Source organism: uncultured Kordia sp. (genome assembly GCF_947489565.1).
Taxonomy (GTDB): Bacteria; Bacteroidota; Bacteroidia; order Flavobacteriales; family Flavobacteriaceae; genus Kordia.
This window is the reverse complement of the sequence record NZ_CANLEA010000002.1, coordinates 279,829-299,410: the sequence shown is the minus strand read 5'-3', so window position 1 is coordinate 299,410 and position 19,582 is coordinate 279,829. Positions and strand designations below refer to the sequence as shown.

The 19,582-nt window shown below is 35.8% G+C and carries 13 protein-coding genes; 9 read left to right on the top strand and 4 right to left on the bottom strand.

Going from position 1 to position 19,582, the window contains the following annotated elements; genetic code table 11:
- The 6 genes from ilvD to Q0845_RS03870 all read left to right on the top strand — a co-directional run bounded on the left by ilvD (position 1) and on the right by Q0845_RS03870 (position 9,169).
- Positions 1-1,680: a dihydroxy-acid dehydratase gene (gene ilvD / locus Q0845_RS03895; RefSeq protein WP_298509452.1), complete on the top strand. Its 1,680-nt coding sequence runs from the start codon at positions 1-3 to the stop codon at positions 1,678-1,680.
- A 53-nt stretch (positions 1,681-1,733) separates the two neighbouring features.
- Complete coding sequence (gene ilvB / locus Q0845_RS03890; RefSeq protein WP_298509451.1) at positions 1,734-3,467, top strand: biosynthetic-type acetolactate synthase large subunit; 1,734 nt, start codon at positions 1,734-1,736, stop codon at positions 3,465-3,467.
- Between the two features lie 186 nt (positions 3,468-3,653).
- The gene (gene ilvN / locus Q0845_RS03885) at positions 3,654-4,184 is read left to right on the top strand and encodes an acetolactate synthase small subunit (RefSeq protein ID WP_298509450.1); all 531 of its coding nucleotides are present in this window, start codon (positions 3,654-3,656) and stop codon (positions 4,182-4,184) included.
- Positions 4,185-4,274: 90 nt separating this feature from the next.
- Positions 4,275-5,777: a ketol-acid reductoisomerase gene (gene ilvC / locus Q0845_RS03880; protein WP_298509449.1), complete on the top strand. Its 1,503-nt coding sequence runs from the start codon at positions 4,275-4,277 to the stop codon at positions 5,775-5,777.
- Positions 5,778-6,314: 537 nt separating this feature from the next.
- Positions 6,315-7,580 carry a threonine ammonia-lyase IlvA gene (gene ilvA, locus Q0845_RS03875; protein ID WP_298509446.1) on the top strand — a complete coding sequence of 422 codons (1,266 nt, stop codon included), beginning with the start codon at positions 6,315-6,317 and terminating at the stop codon, positions 7,578-7,580.
- Between the two features lie 11 nt (positions 7,581-7,591).
- Positions 7,592-9,169, top strand: coding sequence for an NADP-dependent glyceraldehyde-3-phosphate dehydrogenase (locus tag Q0845_RS03870; protein WP_298509443.1), 1,578 nt, complete (start codon positions 7,592-7,594; stop codon positions 9,167-9,169).
- An 82-nt stretch (positions 9,170-9,251) separates the two neighbouring features.
- Here Q0845_RS03870 and Q0845_RS03865 read toward each other — a convergent pair whose 3' ends face one another.
- Positions 9,252-9,722, bottom strand: a complete 471-nt coding sequence (locus tag Q0845_RS03865) for a hypothetical protein (protein ID WP_298509440.1) — start codon at positions 9,720-9,722, stop codon at positions 9,252-9,254.
- Positions 9,723-10,479: 757 nt separating this feature from the next.
- Here Q0845_RS03865 and Q0845_RS03860 point away from each other — a divergent pair.
- Positions 10,480-14,223, top strand: coding sequence for a BspA family leucine-rich repeat surface protein (locus tag Q0845_RS03860; protein ID WP_298509438.1), 3,744 nt, complete (start codon positions 10,480-10,482; stop codon positions 14,221-14,223).
- 241 nt (positions 14,224-14,464) lie between these two features.
- On the opposite strand, the gene Q0845_RS03855 is transcribed toward Q0845_RS03860, so the two are convergent.
- Genes Q0845_RS03855 through Q0845_RS03845 form a run of 3 tightly spaced genes read right to left on the bottom strand, consistent with a single transcriptional unit; the run spans position 14,465 to position 16,853 of the window.
- Entirely contained in the window at positions 14,465-15,607 is a 1,143-nt protein-coding gene (locus Q0845_RS03855; protein ID WP_298509435.1) for a hypothetical protein, read from the bottom strand.
- A complete protein-coding gene (locus Q0845_RS03850; RefSeq protein ID WP_298509911.1) occupies positions 15,604-16,500 on the bottom strand; it encodes a DMT family transporter in 897 nt (298 codons plus the stop codon). The genes Q0845_RS03855 and Q0845_RS03850 overlap by 4 nt, the downstream gene beginning before the upstream one ends.
- A 2-nt stretch (positions 16,501-16,502) precedes the next feature.
- The gene (locus Q0845_RS03845; RefSeq protein ID WP_298509432.1) at positions 16,503-16,853 is read right to left on the bottom strand and encodes an arsenate reductase family protein; all 351 of its coding nucleotides are present in this window, start codon (positions 16,851-16,853) and stop codon (positions 16,503-16,505) included.
- Between the two features lie 105 nt (positions 16,854-16,958).
- On the opposite strand from Q0845_RS03845, the gene Q0845_RS03840 reads away from it, so the two are divergent.
- The gene (locus Q0845_RS03840; protein ID WP_298509429.1) at positions 16,959-17,414 is read left to right on the top strand and encodes a DinB family protein; all 456 of its coding nucleotides are present in this window, start codon (positions 16,959-16,961) and stop codon (positions 17,412-17,414) included.
- A gap of 218 nt (positions 17,415-17,632) precedes the next feature.
- Positions 17,633-19,474: a PLP-dependent transferase gene (locus Q0845_RS03835; RefSeq protein ID WP_298509426.1), complete on the top strand. Its 1,842-nt coding sequence runs from the start codon at positions 17,633-17,635 to the stop codon at positions 19,472-19,474.
- Positions 19,475-19,582: the final 108 nt, after the last annotated feature.

Here is a 19,582-nt window from a genome sequence, read left to right as displayed (position 1 = left end):
ATGAACAATCTGAATAAATACAGTAAAACAGTCACGCAAGATCCAACGCAACCTGCAGCGCAAGCAATGTTGCATGCAATCGGATTGACAAAAGAAGACTTTTACAAACCCATCATCGGAATTGCAAGTACAGGTTACGAAGGAAATCCGTGCAATATGCATTTGAATGATTTGGCGAAACTGGCAAAAGAAGGAACCAAAAATGAAGACGTTGTTGGGTTGATTTTCAATACGATTGGTGTAAGTGATGGAATCTCTATGGGAACACCAGGAATGCGCTATTCATTACCGTCACGTGATATCATTGCCGATTCTATGGAAACGGTGGTGCAAGCGATGAGTTACGACGGATTAATTACAGTTGTTGGTTGTGACAAAAACATGCCAGGTGCACTCATGGCAATGATTCGCTTAGATCGTCCAAGTATTTTGGTGTATGGCGGAACCATTGATTCAGGTTGTCACAATGGAAAAAAACTCGATGTAGTATCCGCCTTTGAAGCTTGGGGAAGCAAAGTTGCTGGTACGATGGACGAAACAGAATATCAAAATATCGTTGAAAAAGCATGTCCAGGTGCTGGCGCTTGTGGCGGAATGTATACAGCAAATACCATGGCTTCTGCTATAGAAGCACTAGGAATGACCTTGCCATTCAATTCGTCAAATCCTGCGTTGAGTGATGCCAAAAAGCAAGAATCTGTTGCCGCAGGTGAAGCCATGCGTGTATTACTGGAAAAAGATATCAAACCATCAGATATTATCACACGCAAATCTCTAGAAAACGCAGTGCGATTGGTTACAATTCTTGGCGGATCAACCAATGCAGTATTACACTTCTTGGCCATTGCTAGAGCAGCTCAAATTGATTTTACACTAGCAGACTTTCAAAAAATAAGTGATACCACACCATTTTTAGCAGACTTAAAACCAAGCGGAAAATACTTAATGGAAGATGTACATGCGGTTGGTGGAATTCCAGCAGTACTAAAATATCTACTCAAAAAAGGATTGATTCATGGCGATTGCATGACCGTTACCGGAAAAACCATTGCTGAAAACTTATTAGATGTAGATGATTTAACGGAAGGTCAAGATGTGATCAAACCAGTAGAAAATCCAATAAAAATATCAGGACACTTACGCATGCTGTATGGAAACCTAGCCAGTGAAGGAAGTGTTGCAAAAATTACAGGAAAAGAAGGATTAACATTCTCAGGGAAAGCCAAGGTTTTCGAAGGAGAATATGAAGCCAATGACGGAATCCGAGATGGAAAAGTAGAAAAAGGAGATGTCGTCGTCATTCGGTATGAAGGACCAAAAGGCGGACCTGGTATGCCAGAAATGCTTAAACCAACAGCCGCAATTATGGGCGCAGGTTTAGGAAAAGATGTGGCATTAATTACAGATGGACGATTTTCTGGAGGAACACATGGTTTTGTCGTCGGTCACATTACACCAGAAGCACAAGAAGGCGGAACGTTAGCTTTAGTAAAAGATGGCGATATCATCACAATTGATGCAGAAACGAACACGATACGATTGGAAGTCTATGAAGAAGAACTTCAAGAACGTAGAAAACAATGGAAAGCACCCGAACTCAAATTTGAACGCGGTGTATTATACAAATATGCAAAAACAGTTTCATCGGCTTCCAAAGGTTGCGTAACAGATGAATTCTAAAATTGACTTTTTTGTCATTCCTGCGAAGGCAGGAATCTAAAAAAAATAAAACGATGGAGACAAAAACCATACAAAAAACAAAAGAAACACTTCAAAAAACAGAACGCCTTACAGGAAGCGAAGCTATTGTGCGTTGTTTATTAGCAGAAGGTGTAAACACATTATATGGATATCCTGGCGGAGCAATTATGCCAGTATATGACGAATTATACAAATACCAAGATAAAATTCATCATGTATTAACACGTCATGAACAAGGTGCTACGCATGCAGCACAAGGATATGCACGAATCTCTGGAGAAGTTGGTGTTGCCATTGCAACATCAGGTCCAGGAGCTACAAATTTAATTACAGGAATTGCCGATGCGCAAATCGATTCCACGCCAATGGTTTGTATTACAGGGCAAGTGGCTTCACATTTATTAGGAAGTGATGCATTCCAAGAAACTGATATTGTTGGAATTTCTACACCAGTTACCAAATGGAATCATCAAATTACCAAAGCTTCTGAAATTCCGGAAGTCATGGCAAAAGCATTTTATATTGCTAGAAGCGGTCGTCCAGGTCCTGTATTAATTGACATTACAAAAGACGCACAGTTTGAAGAATTTGATTTTTCATATGAAAAATGCAAAGGTGTTCGAAGTTACAAAGCAGTACCAAAAACTGATGAAAACTCTTTAAAAGCTGCTGCAAAATTGATCAATACAGCTAAAAAACCATTAGTAGTTTGGGGACAAGGTGTGATTTTGGGTGAAGCAGAACAAGAATTTAAAAACTTTATAGAAAAAGCAGGAATTCCATCTGCATGGACCATCTTAGGAGTTTCTGCAATTCCAACAGAACATCCATTAAATGTAGGAATGGTGGGAATGCATGGAAACTACGCACCAAATGTTTTAACGAACGAGTGCGATGTATTAATTGCTATCGGAATGCGTTTCGATGATCGTGTAACAGGAAATTTAGCCACATACGCCAAACAAGCAAAAGTGATTCACTTCGAGATTGATCCTGCGGAAGTTGATAAAAATGTAAAAACAAATGTAGCCGTTTTGGGGAATGCCAAAGAGAGTTTAGCAGCAATTTTACCATTAATCAAAAAAAATGAACACGCTATTTGGAGACGCGCTTTTGATGATTTGTATGCTATTGAATATGAAAAAGTCATTAAAAACGACCTGTATCCTACCAAAGAAGGCCTAACCATGGGCGAAGTATTGAAAGAAATCAATATACAAAGCAAAGGAGAAGCTGCCATTGTTTCCGATGTTGGACAGCATCAAATGATTGCCTGTCGCTATGCAAATTTCAATCAAACAAAAAGTAATATCACTTCTGGTGGATTAGGAACGATGGGATTTGGATTACCCGCAGCCATTGGAGCAAAAATGGCAGCACCAGAACGCGAAGTAGTTTGTATTTGTGGCGATGGTGGTTATCAAATGACAATCCAAGAATTAGGAACCATCTTTCAGCAAAGAGCGGCAGTTAAAATTGTGGTGTTAAACAATGACTTTTTAGGAATGGTACGTCAGTGGCAACAGTTATTTTTTGACAAACGTTACGCCTCTACTGAGATGACAAATCCAGATTTTGTAGCCATTGCCAAAGGTTATCATTTAAACGCACGACGTGTAACCAAACGTGAGGAATTAGCGGAAGCTGTTGCAGAAATGATGCAAAGTAAAGAAGCGTACTTCCTAGAAGTTTGTGTAGAAAAAGAAGATAACGTATTTCCAATGATTCCAACAGGAGCATCGGTTTCAGACATAAGACTGAGTTAATATAAATTAAAAATGTAAAAGGAGAAAACATAGAAAAAGAGCAATATGCAAGTAGTTCTCGATACAATTTTTTCATTTTAAAAAGTATGAAAAAATCACTCGAATTGACGTTTAAAAAAACGATGATTCTTGGTACTGAAAACAAGTCTATGTTCTAGAATCTAGTCTCTAAAATCCTTTAAAAATATGGAAAAGGAACTCAAACAATTTACGGTTTCGGTATATACCGAAAATAACATCGGATTGTTGAATAGAATTTCAGCAATCTTTCAGCGAAGACATATCAATATTGAAAGCATTAACTCGTCTGTTTCAGAAATTGAAAATGTTTCTAAATGGACTATTGTGGTGAATCTTACCGAAGAACGAATGAAAAAAATCATCGGTCAAATAGAAAAACAAGTTGAAGTCATAAAAGCATACTATCACACAGAAACAGAAATCATCTATCAAGAATCTTGCATTTTTAAAATGAAATCTGACTTGTTGTTTGATGAACGTCAAATTCAAAACATTATCAAAGATAGCAATGCACGAATTGTCACGGTAAACAAACAATTTTTTGTCATAGAAAAATCGGGACGCAAAGAAGAAATCGAATTATTACATAGAGAACTTAGTGTTTTTGGAATCATGCAATTTACGCGTTCAGGACGCATTGCAGTTTCTAAAGAAGAAATGAAAATTTCAAACATACTCAAAACCATCGATCATTAAAAGATATTAGATTCTAGATAAATTCAATTAAAAAGATAAAAAACACACGAGCAAGAAAGTATAGATTCTTGACTCCAAAATAAAAAAATCATGTCAAATTATTTCAATACACTATCATTACGAGAACAGTTAGCACAATTAGGAAAATGTAGATTCATGGATGCTTCCGAATTTACAGACGGAGTTAAAGTGCTGAAAGATAAAAAAATAGTCATTGTCGGTTGCGGTGCACAAGGATTGAATCAAGGATTAAACATGCGCGATTCAGGATTGGATATTTCATATGCATTGCGTCAAGCAGCCATTGATGAAGAGCGCAACTCATACCAAAATGCAACTTCACACGGTTTTAAAGTTGGAACTTACAAACAGCTAATTCCAACGGCCGATTTAGTCTTAAACCTTACACCAGACAAACAGCATACAAATGTGGTAAAAGCGGTGATGCCGTTAATGAAAAAAGGAGCTACCTTAAGTTATTCGCATGGTTTCAATATTGTGGAAGAAGGCACTGAAATTCGTAAGGATATCACCGTGATTATGGTAGCACCAAAATGTCCAGGAACGGAAGTGCGTGAAGAATACAAGCGCGGATTTGGTGTGCCAACCTTAATTGCAGTGCATCCAGAAAACGATCCAGAAAACAAAGGTTGGGATCAAGCAAAAGCCTATGCGGTAGCAACCGGTGGACACAGAGCAGGTGTTTTGGCATCGTCATTTATTGCAGAAGTAAAAAGTGACTTAATGGGCGAACAAACCATTTTGTGCGGAGTGTTACAAACAGGATCTATTTTGGCTTTTGATAAAATGGTTGCAGATGGTGTGGATGCCGATTATGCTGCAAAATTGATTCAGTTAGGTTGGGAAACCATTACGGAAGCGTTGAAACATGGCGGAATTACCAATATGATGGACCGTTTATCGAATCCAGCAAAAATTAAAGCTTTTGAACTTTCTGAAGAATTAAAAACGATCATGAAGCCATTATTTGAGAAACATATGGACGATATTATTTCGGGACATTTCTCAAAAACAATGATGGAAGATTGGGCAAATGACGATAAAAATCTATTAACATGGCGTGCAGCAACAGGCGAAACTGCTTTTGAAAAAACGGCCTTAACAACCGATCATATTTCGGAACAAGAATACTTTGATCATGGTGTCTTGTTGGTTGCTTTTGTAAAATCGGGTGTGGAATTGGCGTTTGAAACCATGGTAAATGCAGGAATTATAGAAGATTCTGCGTATTACGAATCGTTACATGAATTGCCATTAATCGCCAACACAATTGCGAGAAAGAAGCTTTTTGAAATGAATCGCGTAATTTCTGATACAGCAGAATATGGTTGTTACTTATTTGATCATGCAGCAAAACCATTGTTAAAAGACTTTATGAAAACTGTGGATACATCTGTGATTGGAAAACCATTTTCTGCATCAAATGGTGTAGACAACTTGGATTTAATTAAAGTAAATGACGCCATAAGAAATCATCCAATTGAAGCGGTTGGAAAACGACTCCGAGCGGCAATGACAGCGATGAAAACTATTAAAACGGAAGCTAAAAAAGAAAGCTTTGTAACGGCTTAGATTTCAAATTGATCGTATTAAAGTACTTCTCGATACAAAATTCTTTCATTTTGACTCCGCTCAATGTGAAAGAATTTCACTCGAAGTGACGCTTTGATATTTAAAGATTATTAAGACAATATAAACGTCAGTTCGAGTGGTTTTTATCAGGTTGACAACGTCAAAGATGATAAAAAATGTATTTCGGCTTTGTTCAAAAATGGCAAGTAGATAAATAAAATAATAAACATAAAATGTCAATTTGAAACTTAATAATGAAGCGTAAATTTTAAATAATTTGAAAAGTTTTATTCGATGTAAAACGTCTGTGTTCAGAAATAATGAACTAGCAAGCGAAATTGCGAAGCGTAGCTTCAAGCATGCAGCTTAGCTAGAGAATGGTGCAGAGCAATTTCCTATACGCAGACTTGATTTTTTGGTTCGTTTTTTATCAAGAAAAAATGAACGTTACTAAAATCATGATTTAATAAGCTAGAGGTAAAAAAAGCAGTAGTACAACAATGAAACTAAAAGAACCAATAAACAATTAAAAACATTTTGTCAACAACATCAACAACATACGCTCCAACGTTAGCAGCCATTAAAACGGCTGCGACAACACTCAAAGGCATTGCTTCGGTAACGCCTTTGAGTTATAATGATTACTACTCAAAACAATATAATTGTAATATCTACTTAAAACGAGAAGATTTACAACAAGTGCGTTCCTATAAAATTCGTGGTGCGTACAATAAAATAGCTTCCTTAACTGCGACACAAATTGAAAATGAAATTGTGTGTGTAAGTGCTGGAAATCATGCACAAGGCGTGGCTTTGTCGTGCAAATTGTTACAAATAAAAGGAACGATATTCATGCCGACACCAACACCAAATCAAAAAATTGAGCAAGTCAAAATGTTTGGAGAATCATATGTTGAGGTTGTCTTGATTGGCGATACCTTTGATGATGCATATCATGCGGCAATGGAGCAATCTGAACGCTTGAACAAAACATTTATTCATCCGTTTAACGATGAAAAAGTCATAGAAGGACAAGCTACGATTGGATTGGAAATTTTGAATCAACTCGAAAACCCAATCGATTATGTATTTGTGCCTGTTGGCGGCGGCGGATTGTCCGCAGGATTATCTTCGGTGTTCAAAATGTTGTCTCCAGACACAAAAATTATTGGAGTAGAACCAAAAGGCGCACCTTCGATGTCTACGTCTATTCAAAAAGAAAGAAATACGACGTTAAAAAACATTGAAAACTTTGTGGATGGTGCTGCGGTAAAACGTGTGGGCGACTTGAATTTTGCCATCTGTAAAGAAAATTTACAGGACATGATCACGGTTGATGAAGGCAATGTATGTCAGACTATTTTAGATTTATACAACCGTCAAGCAATTGTTGTTGAGCCAGCAGGAGCTTTAAGTTTAAGTGCATTATCGCAATATCAAAATGAAATTAAAGGTAAAAATGTAGTCTGTGTTGTAAGCGGAAGCAATAACGATATTACTCGAACTGCCGAAATCAAAGAACGTGCATTGTTGTATGCGAACTTAAAGCATTACTTCATTATCAAATTTCCACAGCGTGCAGGTGCATTGCGCGAATTTGTAGTCGAAATTTTAGGGCCAACAGACGACATCACACATTTTGAATATACCAAAAAAACCAATCGTGAAAATGGCGCAGCAGTCGTAGGATTGCAGCTAAAAAATGCAGAAGATTTAGACGCATTAATCACAAAAATGAAATTAAGAAACTTTTACGGCGACTACTTAAATGATAAACCCGATTTATTTCAATTCTTAGTTTAAATAAAACTTTTATGAAAATTCCCGAACAGTATCAAATTAAAGAAACCATAACTCAAAATACATATTTAGTAGCTGGTGAATTAAAAGAATGGACAGGACAAACCTCAGAAGTCTATTCGACCATTTCTTCCACAGAAAATTATCAAAAAACATTACTCGGAACCATTCCAACTTTAGGAGAAACAGAAGCGCTTGAAGCCTTAGATGCTGCGGTTGCTGCCTACGACAAAGGACAGGGTTTATGGCCAACAATGAAAGTGGTTGACCGAATTGCGTGTATGGAAAAGTTTGTAACACAAATGAAAACCAAGCGTGATGAAGTTGTCAAATTATTAATGTGGGAAATTGGCAAAAACTTAGCGGATTCTGAAAAAGAATTCGACAGAACCGTTCAGTATATTTACGATACGATTGAAGATTATACACAAATGGATCGCGACAGTGCCAAGTTTGAAAAGCATGGCGGCGTAAACGCACATATTCGTCGTGGACCTTTAGGTGTTGTATTGTGTCTTGGGCCTTATAACTATCCGCTCAACGAAACATTTGCTTTGTTGATTCCTGCTATTATCATGGGAAATACAACAATTTTTAAACCTGCAAAATTTGGTGTGCTATTGCTGTCTCCCTTATTAGAAGCCTTTCAAAATAGCTTTCCAAAAGGTGTTGTAAATATCATTTACGGACGCGGAAGAACCGTAGCTTCGCCTATTATGAAAGATGGTCGTGTAGATGTATTGGCGTTGATTGGAAATAGTAAATCTGCCAATGCGTTGCAAAGTGTACATCCAAAAAGTAACCGTTTGCGAATGGTTTTAGGTTTGGAAGCTAAAAACCCGGCAATTGTGTTGAAAGATGCTGATTTAGATTTAGCGATTAGCGAATGTATTGCAGGAACGACTTCGTTTAATGGACAACGTTGTACCGCATTAAAAGTATTATATGTTCATGAAGCTATTGTGGACGAATTTAACAAACGTTTTTCTGAAAAAGTAGATGCGTTGCAATTTGGAAATCCTTGGGAAGAAGGTGCAAAACTGACACCATTACCAGAACCAGATAAACCAGCATACATTCAGGAATTAATTGATGATGCGGAAGCAAAAGGCGCAAAAATTATCAATGCAAAAGGTGGAGAAACTACCGATAATTATATTTTTCCAGCAGTGTTATATCCTGTGACCAAAGACATGCGTGTATATGAAGAAGAACAATTTGGACCTGTAATTCCTGTAATTTCATTCTCAGATATTGAACAACCATTGGATGATATGGCGGAATCTAATTACGGACAGCAAGTAAGTCTGTTTGGAAAAGATACCAAAACCCTAGCGCCATTAATTGATACTTTGGTGAATTTGGTGTGTCGTGTAAACTTAAACAGTTCGTGTCAACGTGGACCAGATGTGTATCCGTTTACGGGAAGAAAAGATTCTGCCGTTGCCACCTTAAGTGTACATGATGCGTTGCGATCATTTTCTATCAGAACTTTTGTAGCTTCTAAAGACAATGACTATAACAATGCAATCTTAACAGAATTGTTGCAAACCAGAGCTTCTAACTTTGTAAGTACAGATTATATACTTTAAAAGATATTATCATGTTATAAAGTTTCCTTCATGAATTAGTGCATGAAGGAAACTTTATATAGTAATTAATTAGTATGTAATTTTAGATGTCTATGACAGTTACCGTTAAATAGAAATCTAAATAATTAGTATCTCCACCATCTTCAGCGTTAATTGTAAATACAGTTACATCGGGAGTTGCGTCTGCTGTCACAACATTTAACTGATCTGCAGATGCTGGTGATGTTGACGTAGGATTTTTTTTATGCGTAAGCGCCAAAGTCATTGTAGTGATTCCAGTAGAAGCAGGATTTGAGAATTGTGAGAGCGTTCCATGTTTACTTGATGCGCTGATTAGTTCAAGGGGATTTGAAACAATATTTAGATTTTTTTGATGCGCAGACCATTCGCCGAGTGCTTGCGGATTAGTAGAATCTGTCGTATTTGTCCAAGTACAAAAATTCTCCCATTGTGCTTTCCCACTTGTATTAGGTACTACTATTACGCTTGATGTTTCTGAGGGTAATGTAATAGTACATACTCCGTTTTTATGTGTTGCTGTTGCGTTTGCCATGATATTTGTTGTTAAATGATTCCTACTCTATTTTATAATGGCTTTTCGGATTTCGCCTAAACACAAAAACAATAGGTAGCTACTAAATCGAATTGTTTGTTTTTGATTTCAATTCAAAATTGATGAAATAATACACTCAATTTTGAGAAAATACCATGAAGCAAGTATATTTTGTTATGAGAGCGGTTTTTAAGAGTATAACGAAAAATCTGAAATTTCAGGTATTAGATATTAATCGAGTTCTAAGAATAATTGAAAATAGCAACTAAACTAAAAGTGGGCAAAGCCAAGGATTTTTACAAAGAAATAGATTCCTGCCTTCGCAGGAACGACAGTCTAAAAGAAAAGTTTCCAAAGTCAAACTTTTTGATTGATGACTTAAAGAAAATCAACTTGTTTGTAAAAGAACATTCTGCCTTATTAATGATGTCTTAAAATCAAATGGAGTAACTAAAAAAAGTGGTTTGAAAACGTAGTTGCGAATTTTGTAGCTATTTCAGTTTTTGAAAGACTCTAAAAATAATATTAATACCATGAAGCATAATTTCTACTTAGCCTATTTGTCACGTATGTGCTTCTACTTTAATATTACAACCATAATAAAATAAGATCATTTAGGCTATATAAATACTGCTAGTATTTTTTCTATTCACATATAAAAATACATACGTACCACTACTTAATATTTAAGTGCCGTCTCGTATGTTACAAATTTCCCCTACAAACTATCTTGCAGATGATTTTATAATAATTAGTCATGAAAACAAATACGATATTTTTAATTAGTATAATATACATATTGCTTTTTTTTAATACTACCAATCTTTCCGCCCAACAATGTGATGCTTTTTCTCAGCCTGTTGGTGGTGACAGACATGCTACATTACCTTTTTATCCGTCTCTAGGAAATACGTTTACTCCTACATGTACAGCTAAAGTAGAAAGCGTTACTTGTCATTTTCTTGTTAGTAATTCCCCTGGTCAAACATATTTAACCGTAGAATTATATATAGATCCTTTAAATAACAATGGTGGTAGAACATTATTAACTTCAGCAACTCAACAAGTTTCAATTTTAACACAAAATACTTACTCTCATACTATCAATTTACCAGGTGAAGTACAACTAACAGCTGGTGTAGAATATGGCGTACGTATGGTTCAAGTTCGTGACGGGATTCCACTCTCAGAACAAAGAAATTTAATATGGTCTTTAAATGAGAATAACCCATACCCAGATGGACGCTACTTTTGGGGCGATAATAATGGCAATCATTTTTTAACTAGTGATCAATGGACAGGCGTTAGTATTGACGATAGGGACATAAAATTTGACGTTAATTATATAGATGAAGATCCTCCAGTAGCTATGTGTCAAAATATAACCCGTTACTTAGGAACTAACAATACAGTAACTATACAACCCAATGACATTGATAATGGTTCGTTTGATCTTAATTCAACAATTACAAATTATACAATTTCTCAGAACACATTTAATTGTTCTAATGTAGGAGAAAATACAGTAATTTTAACTCTTGAAGATGAAGCTGGAAATACGGCTACTTGCGAAGCCATTGTAACGATACTAGATACCGTAGCTCCCGTAATAACCTGCCCAGAAGATATTACAGTATATACAGATGAAGGTGTTCCTGCTATTATAAATTACGACAATCCCGTAGCTTCAGAAGAATGTGCCATGGGAATACCATCAGGATTTTCATTAATAGGAACTTGGGACGGTAAGACTTATTTCCTGTCTAATTATCAAGAAATACCAGAATTAGCGTTTGCTACTGCAGAAGCATTAGGCGGGCATTTGGCAACTGTGTTAGATCAAGATCATAACGATTTTCTTCTATCGGCTGTACCTGCTGATGCATTTCCAATCCTAATAGGCTATAATGACATTAGTCAGGAAGGAAACTTTGTGTGGCACAGTGGTGCGTCATCTAACTATAATAATTGGGCTACTGGCAAACCCAATAATGTGAACAATGAAGATTACACGGTTATCAACTCTAATGCAGAATGGAATGATGTTAGAAACACTGGTGGAGCACGCCGTTTTGTGATCGAACTTTCTCATAACTTTATAACGCAAACTGCAGGATTGCCTTCTGGAAGTGCGTTTCCAGTTGGAGTAACAACCAATACCTTTCAAACTATTGATGCTAGTGGTAATGTAGGTGAATGCTCGTTTACTGTGAATGTATTTGAAAATATAACTCCAGTAGCAGTTTGCCAAAATCCTACAAAACAAATTCCTGGTATAAGTTTACCTTCAGAAATAACAATAGCGCCTAGTGAACTAGATGGAGGAAGTACCGCTAATTTATTACTTATTGAAAGTGACGAATTTATCGTAGATATTACTGCCGATAATCCAACAGATTTATTGATAACAAATACTCCTTGGCATTATCAAGAATTTGCATTTATGGTACCTTCCACAGGATCATATACATTTACTTTATCTGGAGACTCAGGTTCAAACTTAGTAGTATGGGATCGTCCAATTGCTCCTAACTCTGGGTGGCTCTGGCAAAGACCCGGTAGAGTTGGTGTTGGTGTTTACTCAGCAAATGGTACTCTAACAAACGGAACTGACACTCACACATTAAACGCAGGACAGGTGTATTACATGTCGCTTTTAGGCTATGATCCTGGATATTTCTTTTCTGGTACATTACAGATTAATAACAATATAAATGGTAGCCTTTCAAAATATATTTCAGATCCTTGCGCCATTGATTCATCAATTTCAGAAACACTATATGCGGTTAGTTATTTTGGAGAAGTAGCTAGCTGTGTTGCTACTATCAATATAGACGATGCACACAATAGATGCAACCCTTTTATCACAAAATGGGAAACAACCACAAACAATGAGAGTATTACAATTCCAACTACCAATGGAGAAACATACGATTATGCAGTAGATTGGGGTGATGGTACCGTAGAAAGTGGTTTTACAGGAGATGCTGTACATACCTATGCAACAGCAGGTGAATACGAAGTTAGGATTTCGGGTACTTTCCCTAGAATAGAATTCGACACTAATTTTGACCCTAATCGCCTTAAAATTAAAGAAGTCACACAATGGGGTTCAAACCCTTGGACAAGTATGGAAAATGCTTTTTTTGGCTGTGAAAATTTAGATGTTACAGCAATCGATATACCAGATTTATCTAATGTAACAAATATGAGATCAATGTTTCTTTATTGTATAAATCTGCAAGGAACACCAGAATTTAATGACTGGGATGTTTCTAACGTTACTAATATGTATGAAACGTTTTTAGCAGCACTGGTATTTAATCAAAATATTAGTAGTTGGAATGTATCTAGTGTTACAGATATGACAGGTATGTTTTATGCTGCTTATGCATTTAATCAAGATATTGGAAATTGGGATGTGTCTAGTGTTTCAAGTATGAAAGAAATGTTTCGTGAAGCACTCACCTTTAATCAGAATTTAGGAAACTGGGATATCTCTAGTTTATCAAATGCAGCAAGTATGTTAAATGATGCTCCCTTATCTATAGAGAATTATGACAATACGTTAATAGGCTGGGCAACATTAGATACAGGAGAAAACCAAATACCTAATGGTGTTAACTTAAATGCATTTGGTAATCAATATTGTGAGTCTTATATTCAACGTTTTGAGTTAATTGACACATATGATTGGAATATTACAGATGGTGGAAAATTATGTCCAAAATTTCAACCTAGAGTATACTTACAAGGAGCTTCTTTAAATGCGGATGGAGGAACTTTAAATTTAATGCGGGATGATTTAAGAGCAAATAATTTAATTCCTACCACAAGTCCGTATGACGGAATTACAACCTGTGATCCAAGTGTGTTTTCTTCTGATGAAGAAGAAGCTATTGTTGATTGGGTACTTGTTGAATTACGTGATGCCTCTGATACTACCAATATTATTCACAGTCAGTCTTGTTTGGTACAAAGAGATGGTTTTATTGTATCTCCAGACTTAACTATACTGACAGCTCCAGTTAAAAAAGGACCGTATCATATAGTTGTTAAACATCGTAATCACCTTGGTATTATGAGTGCTGCAAGCATTACAATAAACGAAACTTCAGTAACTCAAATAGATTTCACAAATGGCACTGTCCCAACTTATGGTACAAATGCACAAACATCATTTGGTATGCCAGCTGGAGTTTTGGGAATGTGGGCAGGAAATGTAAATGGAGATGTTAAAGTTCAATACGTAGGTGTTAATTCAGATGTTCCAGATATTCTTTCTGTAGTATTAAACGATTTTGAAAACACCTTAGGCTTCTCTACACATATAGTAAATGGTTATGATAATCATGATATCAATATGGATGGAAACATACAGTATGCTGGAGCTCCAATTCCAGATACTCCTTTTATCTTACAAAACATAATTGCGCATCCTGGAAACTTTTTAAGCTTTAGTACGTATGAAATCATAGAACAACTACCTGAAAACGACTAAATAATAATCAAAACGCGTCTAAATTAAAGTAGTTCTCGATACATTTTAGCTCCATTTTATTCCAATAAAACACTCGAAGTGACGTTTGGGAAATTGAAGCTGAACTTGAAATTGAATTCGAAATACCATGAGTGAAACAATACGAATATACTAAAAGGCAAAGCTACGTCTAACAACGAAGTGCTCTAAAAGCAAAGCGAGTCTAATAATCTAAGAAGTCTAAGAGTAAAACAAGTCTAAATTACTTTTTAAAAGGCGCATGTTCTTTAAAAGACTTAATTTTAATGTTCTTAAGAAAAGGTTTCATCAAACTGTTTATAAAAGGTCTTTTGTGTCGCATATAGCAAGTTAAATCCTGTGGTTTGGCGCCTAACGTACTTTTAATTTCGGAAGCCGTTCTGCCCAAGTTGATACGTTTCGAACCAAATAAAATTCCCAAACGCACATAATCATTTAAAATTCGCGGATAAATAGAATAGTCTTTATTTAGCGCATAATTCAATCCGATAAAATGTGCATCTAAATTGTGTCCATTGCGCATGGCAGACAAAAATCCAACCAATTGATCATTTAAAAAATAACCTTTCACAATAAACTGATCGCCATAGGTTTTTTTGAGCAACATATACGTATCTAAATCGAGCACTTGCGCATTAAAATTGGCATTGGCAATCGTGTTTTCATATAAAGCTTGCAATTCGTTTTTATGCTGCTCAATTTCTTGATACGTAAACTCTTTTGCGACCAAATTTTCACTTTTACTATCGGCTCTATTGGCTTTGACTCTGTATTTTGATTTCAGCGCTGCTTTATAATCATCAAAAGAAGTCCATTCAGGCTTTAGCATAATAATCATATTCGGCTCCACTTTCATGGGAGAATACTGATAATCTTTTAACTGATCGGTTAACGGAAGCGAAGTTTCTTTAAAATCTTTTACAAAAACGGCGTGCAACTTTTTGGTCTCTTTCATGACAATTTTTAAAGCTGCTACCAATTCATGAAACACTGCATTTAAATCTTCTCCATCTTTAATAAATGTTCCGTATTCTCCACTTAAAAAGATATTTCCGCAAAACATAATTTTGGGTGAGTTGTTACAGAACAAACTATTAATGGTCTTTTTTAACCATTCTGCAATCTTAATATTTTGGGTTATGGTTTCTATAGGAATTGTTACGACTTGCGTTGCTGCAAAGCCAACAGCTTCTTGTTGATCGTTGACAATAACAATATATCGAAACACAATATCGTCATTAGCAAGTTCGTACGCGCGTAGAAATTCGGGCGTATAATACGTGTTTTTTCCGCAACCTAATTGTTCCCAATATGCCGAAGGAATATCGTTGATACTATTATAAAAAATAGGCGGAGCGTAACTCATGCGCGTTTTTTGACTTTGTTTAGGGTAACTAAATATACTCCAGCAAAAATTAGAATTGCAGCTACAATTTTAACCAAATCGAGCGAATCACTACCTACGAGTACCGCAAAAATTCCTGCAATTACAGGTTGAAGGTATAAAAAAGTTGTGACTGTTGAAGCTTTTAATTCGCGCAATGCCAGTGGATTTAATAAATACGTCGCAAAAGTAGCACCTACAATTACAAACGCAACCTCAAAAAATACATAAGGTGAAAATATTGACCAATCTACCGTACTTAGTTGTGAGAAACCGAATGGAAATACTAAAATAGTTCCAAACAAAAACAACCATTTAATAAAAGTAAGCGGATGGTATTTATAGGTCAGTTTTTTAATAATGATGATATAAATACTGTATGAAACAGCATTGATGAATACAAGTAAGTTTCCAAGCGGAATATTGCTAGAACCTGCGGTAGGTTTTCCGTAAATACTCAGTATTACTGCACCAGAAAGTCCTAATAAGATTCCAATGATTTTGGTAGAAATTACTTTTTCTTTTAAAAAGATGGCCGATAATATGAGTACAATAATTGGCACAACCACCATAATCACGGAAGCGTGAATTGGTGTGGTGTATTCGAAGCCTTTGAAAAAGCAGAGCATATTAATGGCGATTCCAAACACAGCTCCTAAAAAGAAGGTGAAGAAATCTTTACGTTCAATCTTTTCTTTTGGTCCTAAAAAGCTAAAAATCCAGAATAAAATACCTGCGCCAGCCACACGTAACAATATAAATCCAAATGGTTTTATGTAGCCGCCTTTTATCACATCGGCAGCAAATGTAAACGTAACACCATAAAAAACTTGCACCATAAAGGCAGCAACAAAGGCAAAGGTTTTTTTAGACATCATTAAGAGATTGCTTCTTTGGCTGCAGCCACTGTTTTGGCAGAATTTCCAATGAAAATTTGGTCCTCTACAATAATAACAGGACGCTTTAAAAAGGTATAATGCTCTAAAATATATTGTTTATAATCTAGTTCGCCTAATTCTTGATTTTTTAAATCCATTTCTTTGTAAAGCTTGGCGCGCTTACTAAACAACGCCTCATAACTTCCTGCAAGTGCATGCATTTCTTCTAGTTGCTTTACCGTAATGGCTTCTTCTTTAATTCCTTGCAATACAAAATCTGGAGTTGGTTGAATCTCTTTAATGATTCGCTGACACGTATTACAAGTTTTTAAGTGATATATTTTTTTCACAGGATTCAGGTTTTAAAAAGAGGTTATTTATAATAACTTTTGCAAAGAAAATTCATTTCCATCAAAAATGAATACTTTTAATGAAAATATAGCAAAATATAGAAAATGAATTTTACAAGAACTGTTACACAGAACAATAGAAATGTAATCAAACGACTTTTAAAAGAAACAAGTTTAGAGGCTTTAAATAAGATTCCTGAAGGGTTTTCAAACAATATTATTTGGAATATTGCGCACATTGTAGTGATTCAACAATTGTTGGTGTACAAATTATCTGGTTTGCCGATGTATATTTCTGATGAAATGGTCTCTAAATACCGAAACAAATCAAAACCAGAAGGAAATGTTACCCAAGAAGAAGTAGATGAAGTTTATGGTTTATTGGATAGTTTATTGGCGAAAACTGAAGAAGATTTGGCAGCAGGGATTTTTAAAAACTATACTGAATATACGCTCAATTTAGGAACTACACTGCGTAATGTGGAAGAAGCGATTGAATTTAATAACATTCATGAAGGAATTCATTACGGATATATTTTGGCGCTCAAAAAAGCCTTATAAGACAATAGTATTAGGATTGTTTTTTTAACATAGCTTTTAGAAAGTATCCAAACTTTCATACGACTCATAAGACCTTAAAAAAATACAATTATCGTATATTTGCGAGCTATTTAGAGTCAACGACTTTAGAGAAACCCGCAAAGCATTCAGAAGAAATAATTAACAACATATCGGCGCAAGCGTCGAAACATTTAAATCTCGATTATCGAGTAAACATAATGGAAGGCAATACAGTACTCACATATATAAAAAATGTCTTAGAAAACATGCCAGCTAGTTGGTTGCGCTTAACTACGCATCGATTAGATATTTACGTTGAGAAATTGGCAAAAGTTCAATTTTTAGAACAGTTTGAAAATCTATACGCAGAAAATAATGTCAAAGCAACGGCGTTGAACGAATTGCCAACGGCGTACGATTATATTCGTTTGGGACATCCGTTATCTTGTGTATTGGAATGGGGAATTGCAAAGTTGAACGATGTAAAACCTGAAAATGTGATCAGTTTTCAATCGGTTACCATTCCTGTGATGGCAATTTTGAGAAAAAATGTATTAACCAATACAAATACACGCATTGTATATACTGATGAATTGCCAAGTTTGTTTGATGCTGACGTATTAAAACGTGTGTACGGTTATAATTTCGAATTGCAAAAAGTAGAAAACCTCGAAGCACTTTCAGCATTTGACGGAAGTACCGTGTTGATTTCGCAACAAGATGAAATTGGCAAAGTAAATTTTGCTGCTACAATTGATTTTGTAGTGAATATACATTCGAAACTAGGAAGTGTTTTAATTGCAAACAATCAGCAAGACGCAAGTTATATTTCAGAAATACAACATGTTCGAAGAAGAGAAACGGTTGCTATGACGCCAGCTAATTGCGTTGTTGCTTTGCGTGAATTGATAGGTGATGCTGCTGAAGAAACGACACATGATATAGCAAATGATAAAAAGCTGGTAACAGATACAATTCGAAAAGTTGCGGATGTCAACACAAAAGCGTTGGTCGGTTCTAGCGGATTGTCTATTCAATATGCCATTATGATGGGATTGATTGATGATGCATTTGAACATCATCCAGGAAAAGCAATCAAATTTATTGTACCAACCAATTGTTATGGAGGAACCAACGACCAAGCAAGACGTGTGGCAGCATGTATTGAAAACGTTGAGGTTGTAGATTTGCATGTGGATGGCGATAATGATATGGTGAAAAGTATCGATATGATTCTGACGAAAATTGCGCAAGAAGATGCCATTCCATATATCATTGCGGAAATTCCAACAAACCCAAGAGTGGAAGTTCCCGATTTAATTCAACTTCAAGAAACATTAAGCAAAAAACGTATAACTGCAACAGACGAAACAGCGATTGAACCTGTGTTTATTTTAGATCAGACTTTTTGTCCAAATGTGCACTTTTTAGGTGAAGGAAAAACATTGTCTACAATTCGTGCAATTTCGTATTCGAGCGGATCAAAATTCCCAAGCGGCGGATTGTGTACGGCCGGATACTGTATTGGAAATGAAAAAGCAGCAAGCGTATTAGATACGATAGAAAAACACTTGATTCTTTGTGACAATGAGGCAACCGATTTGCAATATGAAATACTAGCGCAACAAATGCCTTCTATGAATCAGCGAATTGCAGATGCGTATACAAACACACGCGAATTTGTAAACTTTATCAAAACGACATTGCCAACGGCAAAAATCAATTTTGTTTCAGAGGAACTAGCAGCAGAAGGATTCACGCCATCAGTATTTTCATTAGATCTTCCGACAAAAGGAGAAACCGATGAAGAAAGAGAAACGTACAAAAGAGCTTTGAATCTCAAGTTGATCCATATGATGATTACTGAAATTCCTGAGGAAAGCAAATATTGTGTGAGTTATGGGCAATTAAAAGGTTGTTACTGGACGATTCCTGCAACATCTACACAAGGAACTACCAAAGAAGGTGACAAAGATTATATTGCGCGTGTAGCATTATCTGCAAATATGGATTTACAACGACATGAAGAAATTTTTACAGATTTTGTAGAAGAGATGTAATTTTTAATGTATTGATTTGAAAATGAGTTGATTTGATAATTTAGCTCGCTTTGCTCAATTTTTTGATAATGTGTCAATGATTGTCATTCCTGCGTAGGCAGGAATCTA

Excerpts from the sequence above, each read along its gene's own strand:
- ilvD (WP_298509452.1), top strand. The coding sequence starts at position 1 with ATGAACAATCTGAATAAATACAGTAAAACAGTCACGCAAGATCCAACG.
- ilvB (WP_298509451.1), top strand. The coding sequence starts at position 1,734 with ATGGAGACAAAAACCATACAAAAAACAAAAGAAACACTTCAAAAAACA.
- ilvN (WP_298509450.1), top strand. The coding sequence starts at position 3,654 with ATGGAAAAGGAACTCAAACAATTTACGGTTTCGGTATATACCGAAAAT.
- ilvC (WP_298509449.1), top strand. The coding sequence starts at position 4,275 with ATGTCAAATTATTTCAATACACTATCATTACGAGAACAGTTAGCACAA.
- Q0845_RS03870 (WP_298509443.1), top strand. The coding sequence starts at position 7,592 with ATGAAAATTCCCGAACAGTATCAAATTAAAGAAACCATAACTCAAAAT.
- Q0845_RS03865 (WP_298509440.1), bottom strand. The coding sequence starts at position 9,722 with ATGGCAAACGCAACAGCAACACATAAAAACGGAGTATGTACTATTACA.
- Q0845_RS03860 (WP_298509438.1), top strand. The coding sequence starts at position 10,480 with ATGAAAACAAATACGATATTTTTAATTAGTATAATATACATATTGCTT.
- Q0845_RS03855 (WP_298509435.1), bottom strand. The coding sequence starts at position 15,607 with ATGAGTTACGCTCCGCCTATTTTTTATAATAGTATCAACGATATTCCT.
- Q0845_RS03850 (WP_298509911.1), bottom strand. The coding sequence starts at position 16,500 with ATGTCTAAAAAAACCTTTGCCTTTGTTGCTGCCTTTATGGTGCAAGTT.
- Q0845_RS03840 (WP_298509429.1), top strand. The coding sequence starts at position 16,959 with ATGAATTTTACAAGAACTGTTACACAGAACAATAGAAATGTAATCAAA.
- Q0845_RS03835 (WP_298509426.1), top strand. The coding sequence starts at position 17,633 with ATGGAAGGCAATACAGTACTCACATATATAAAAAATGTCTTAGAAAAC.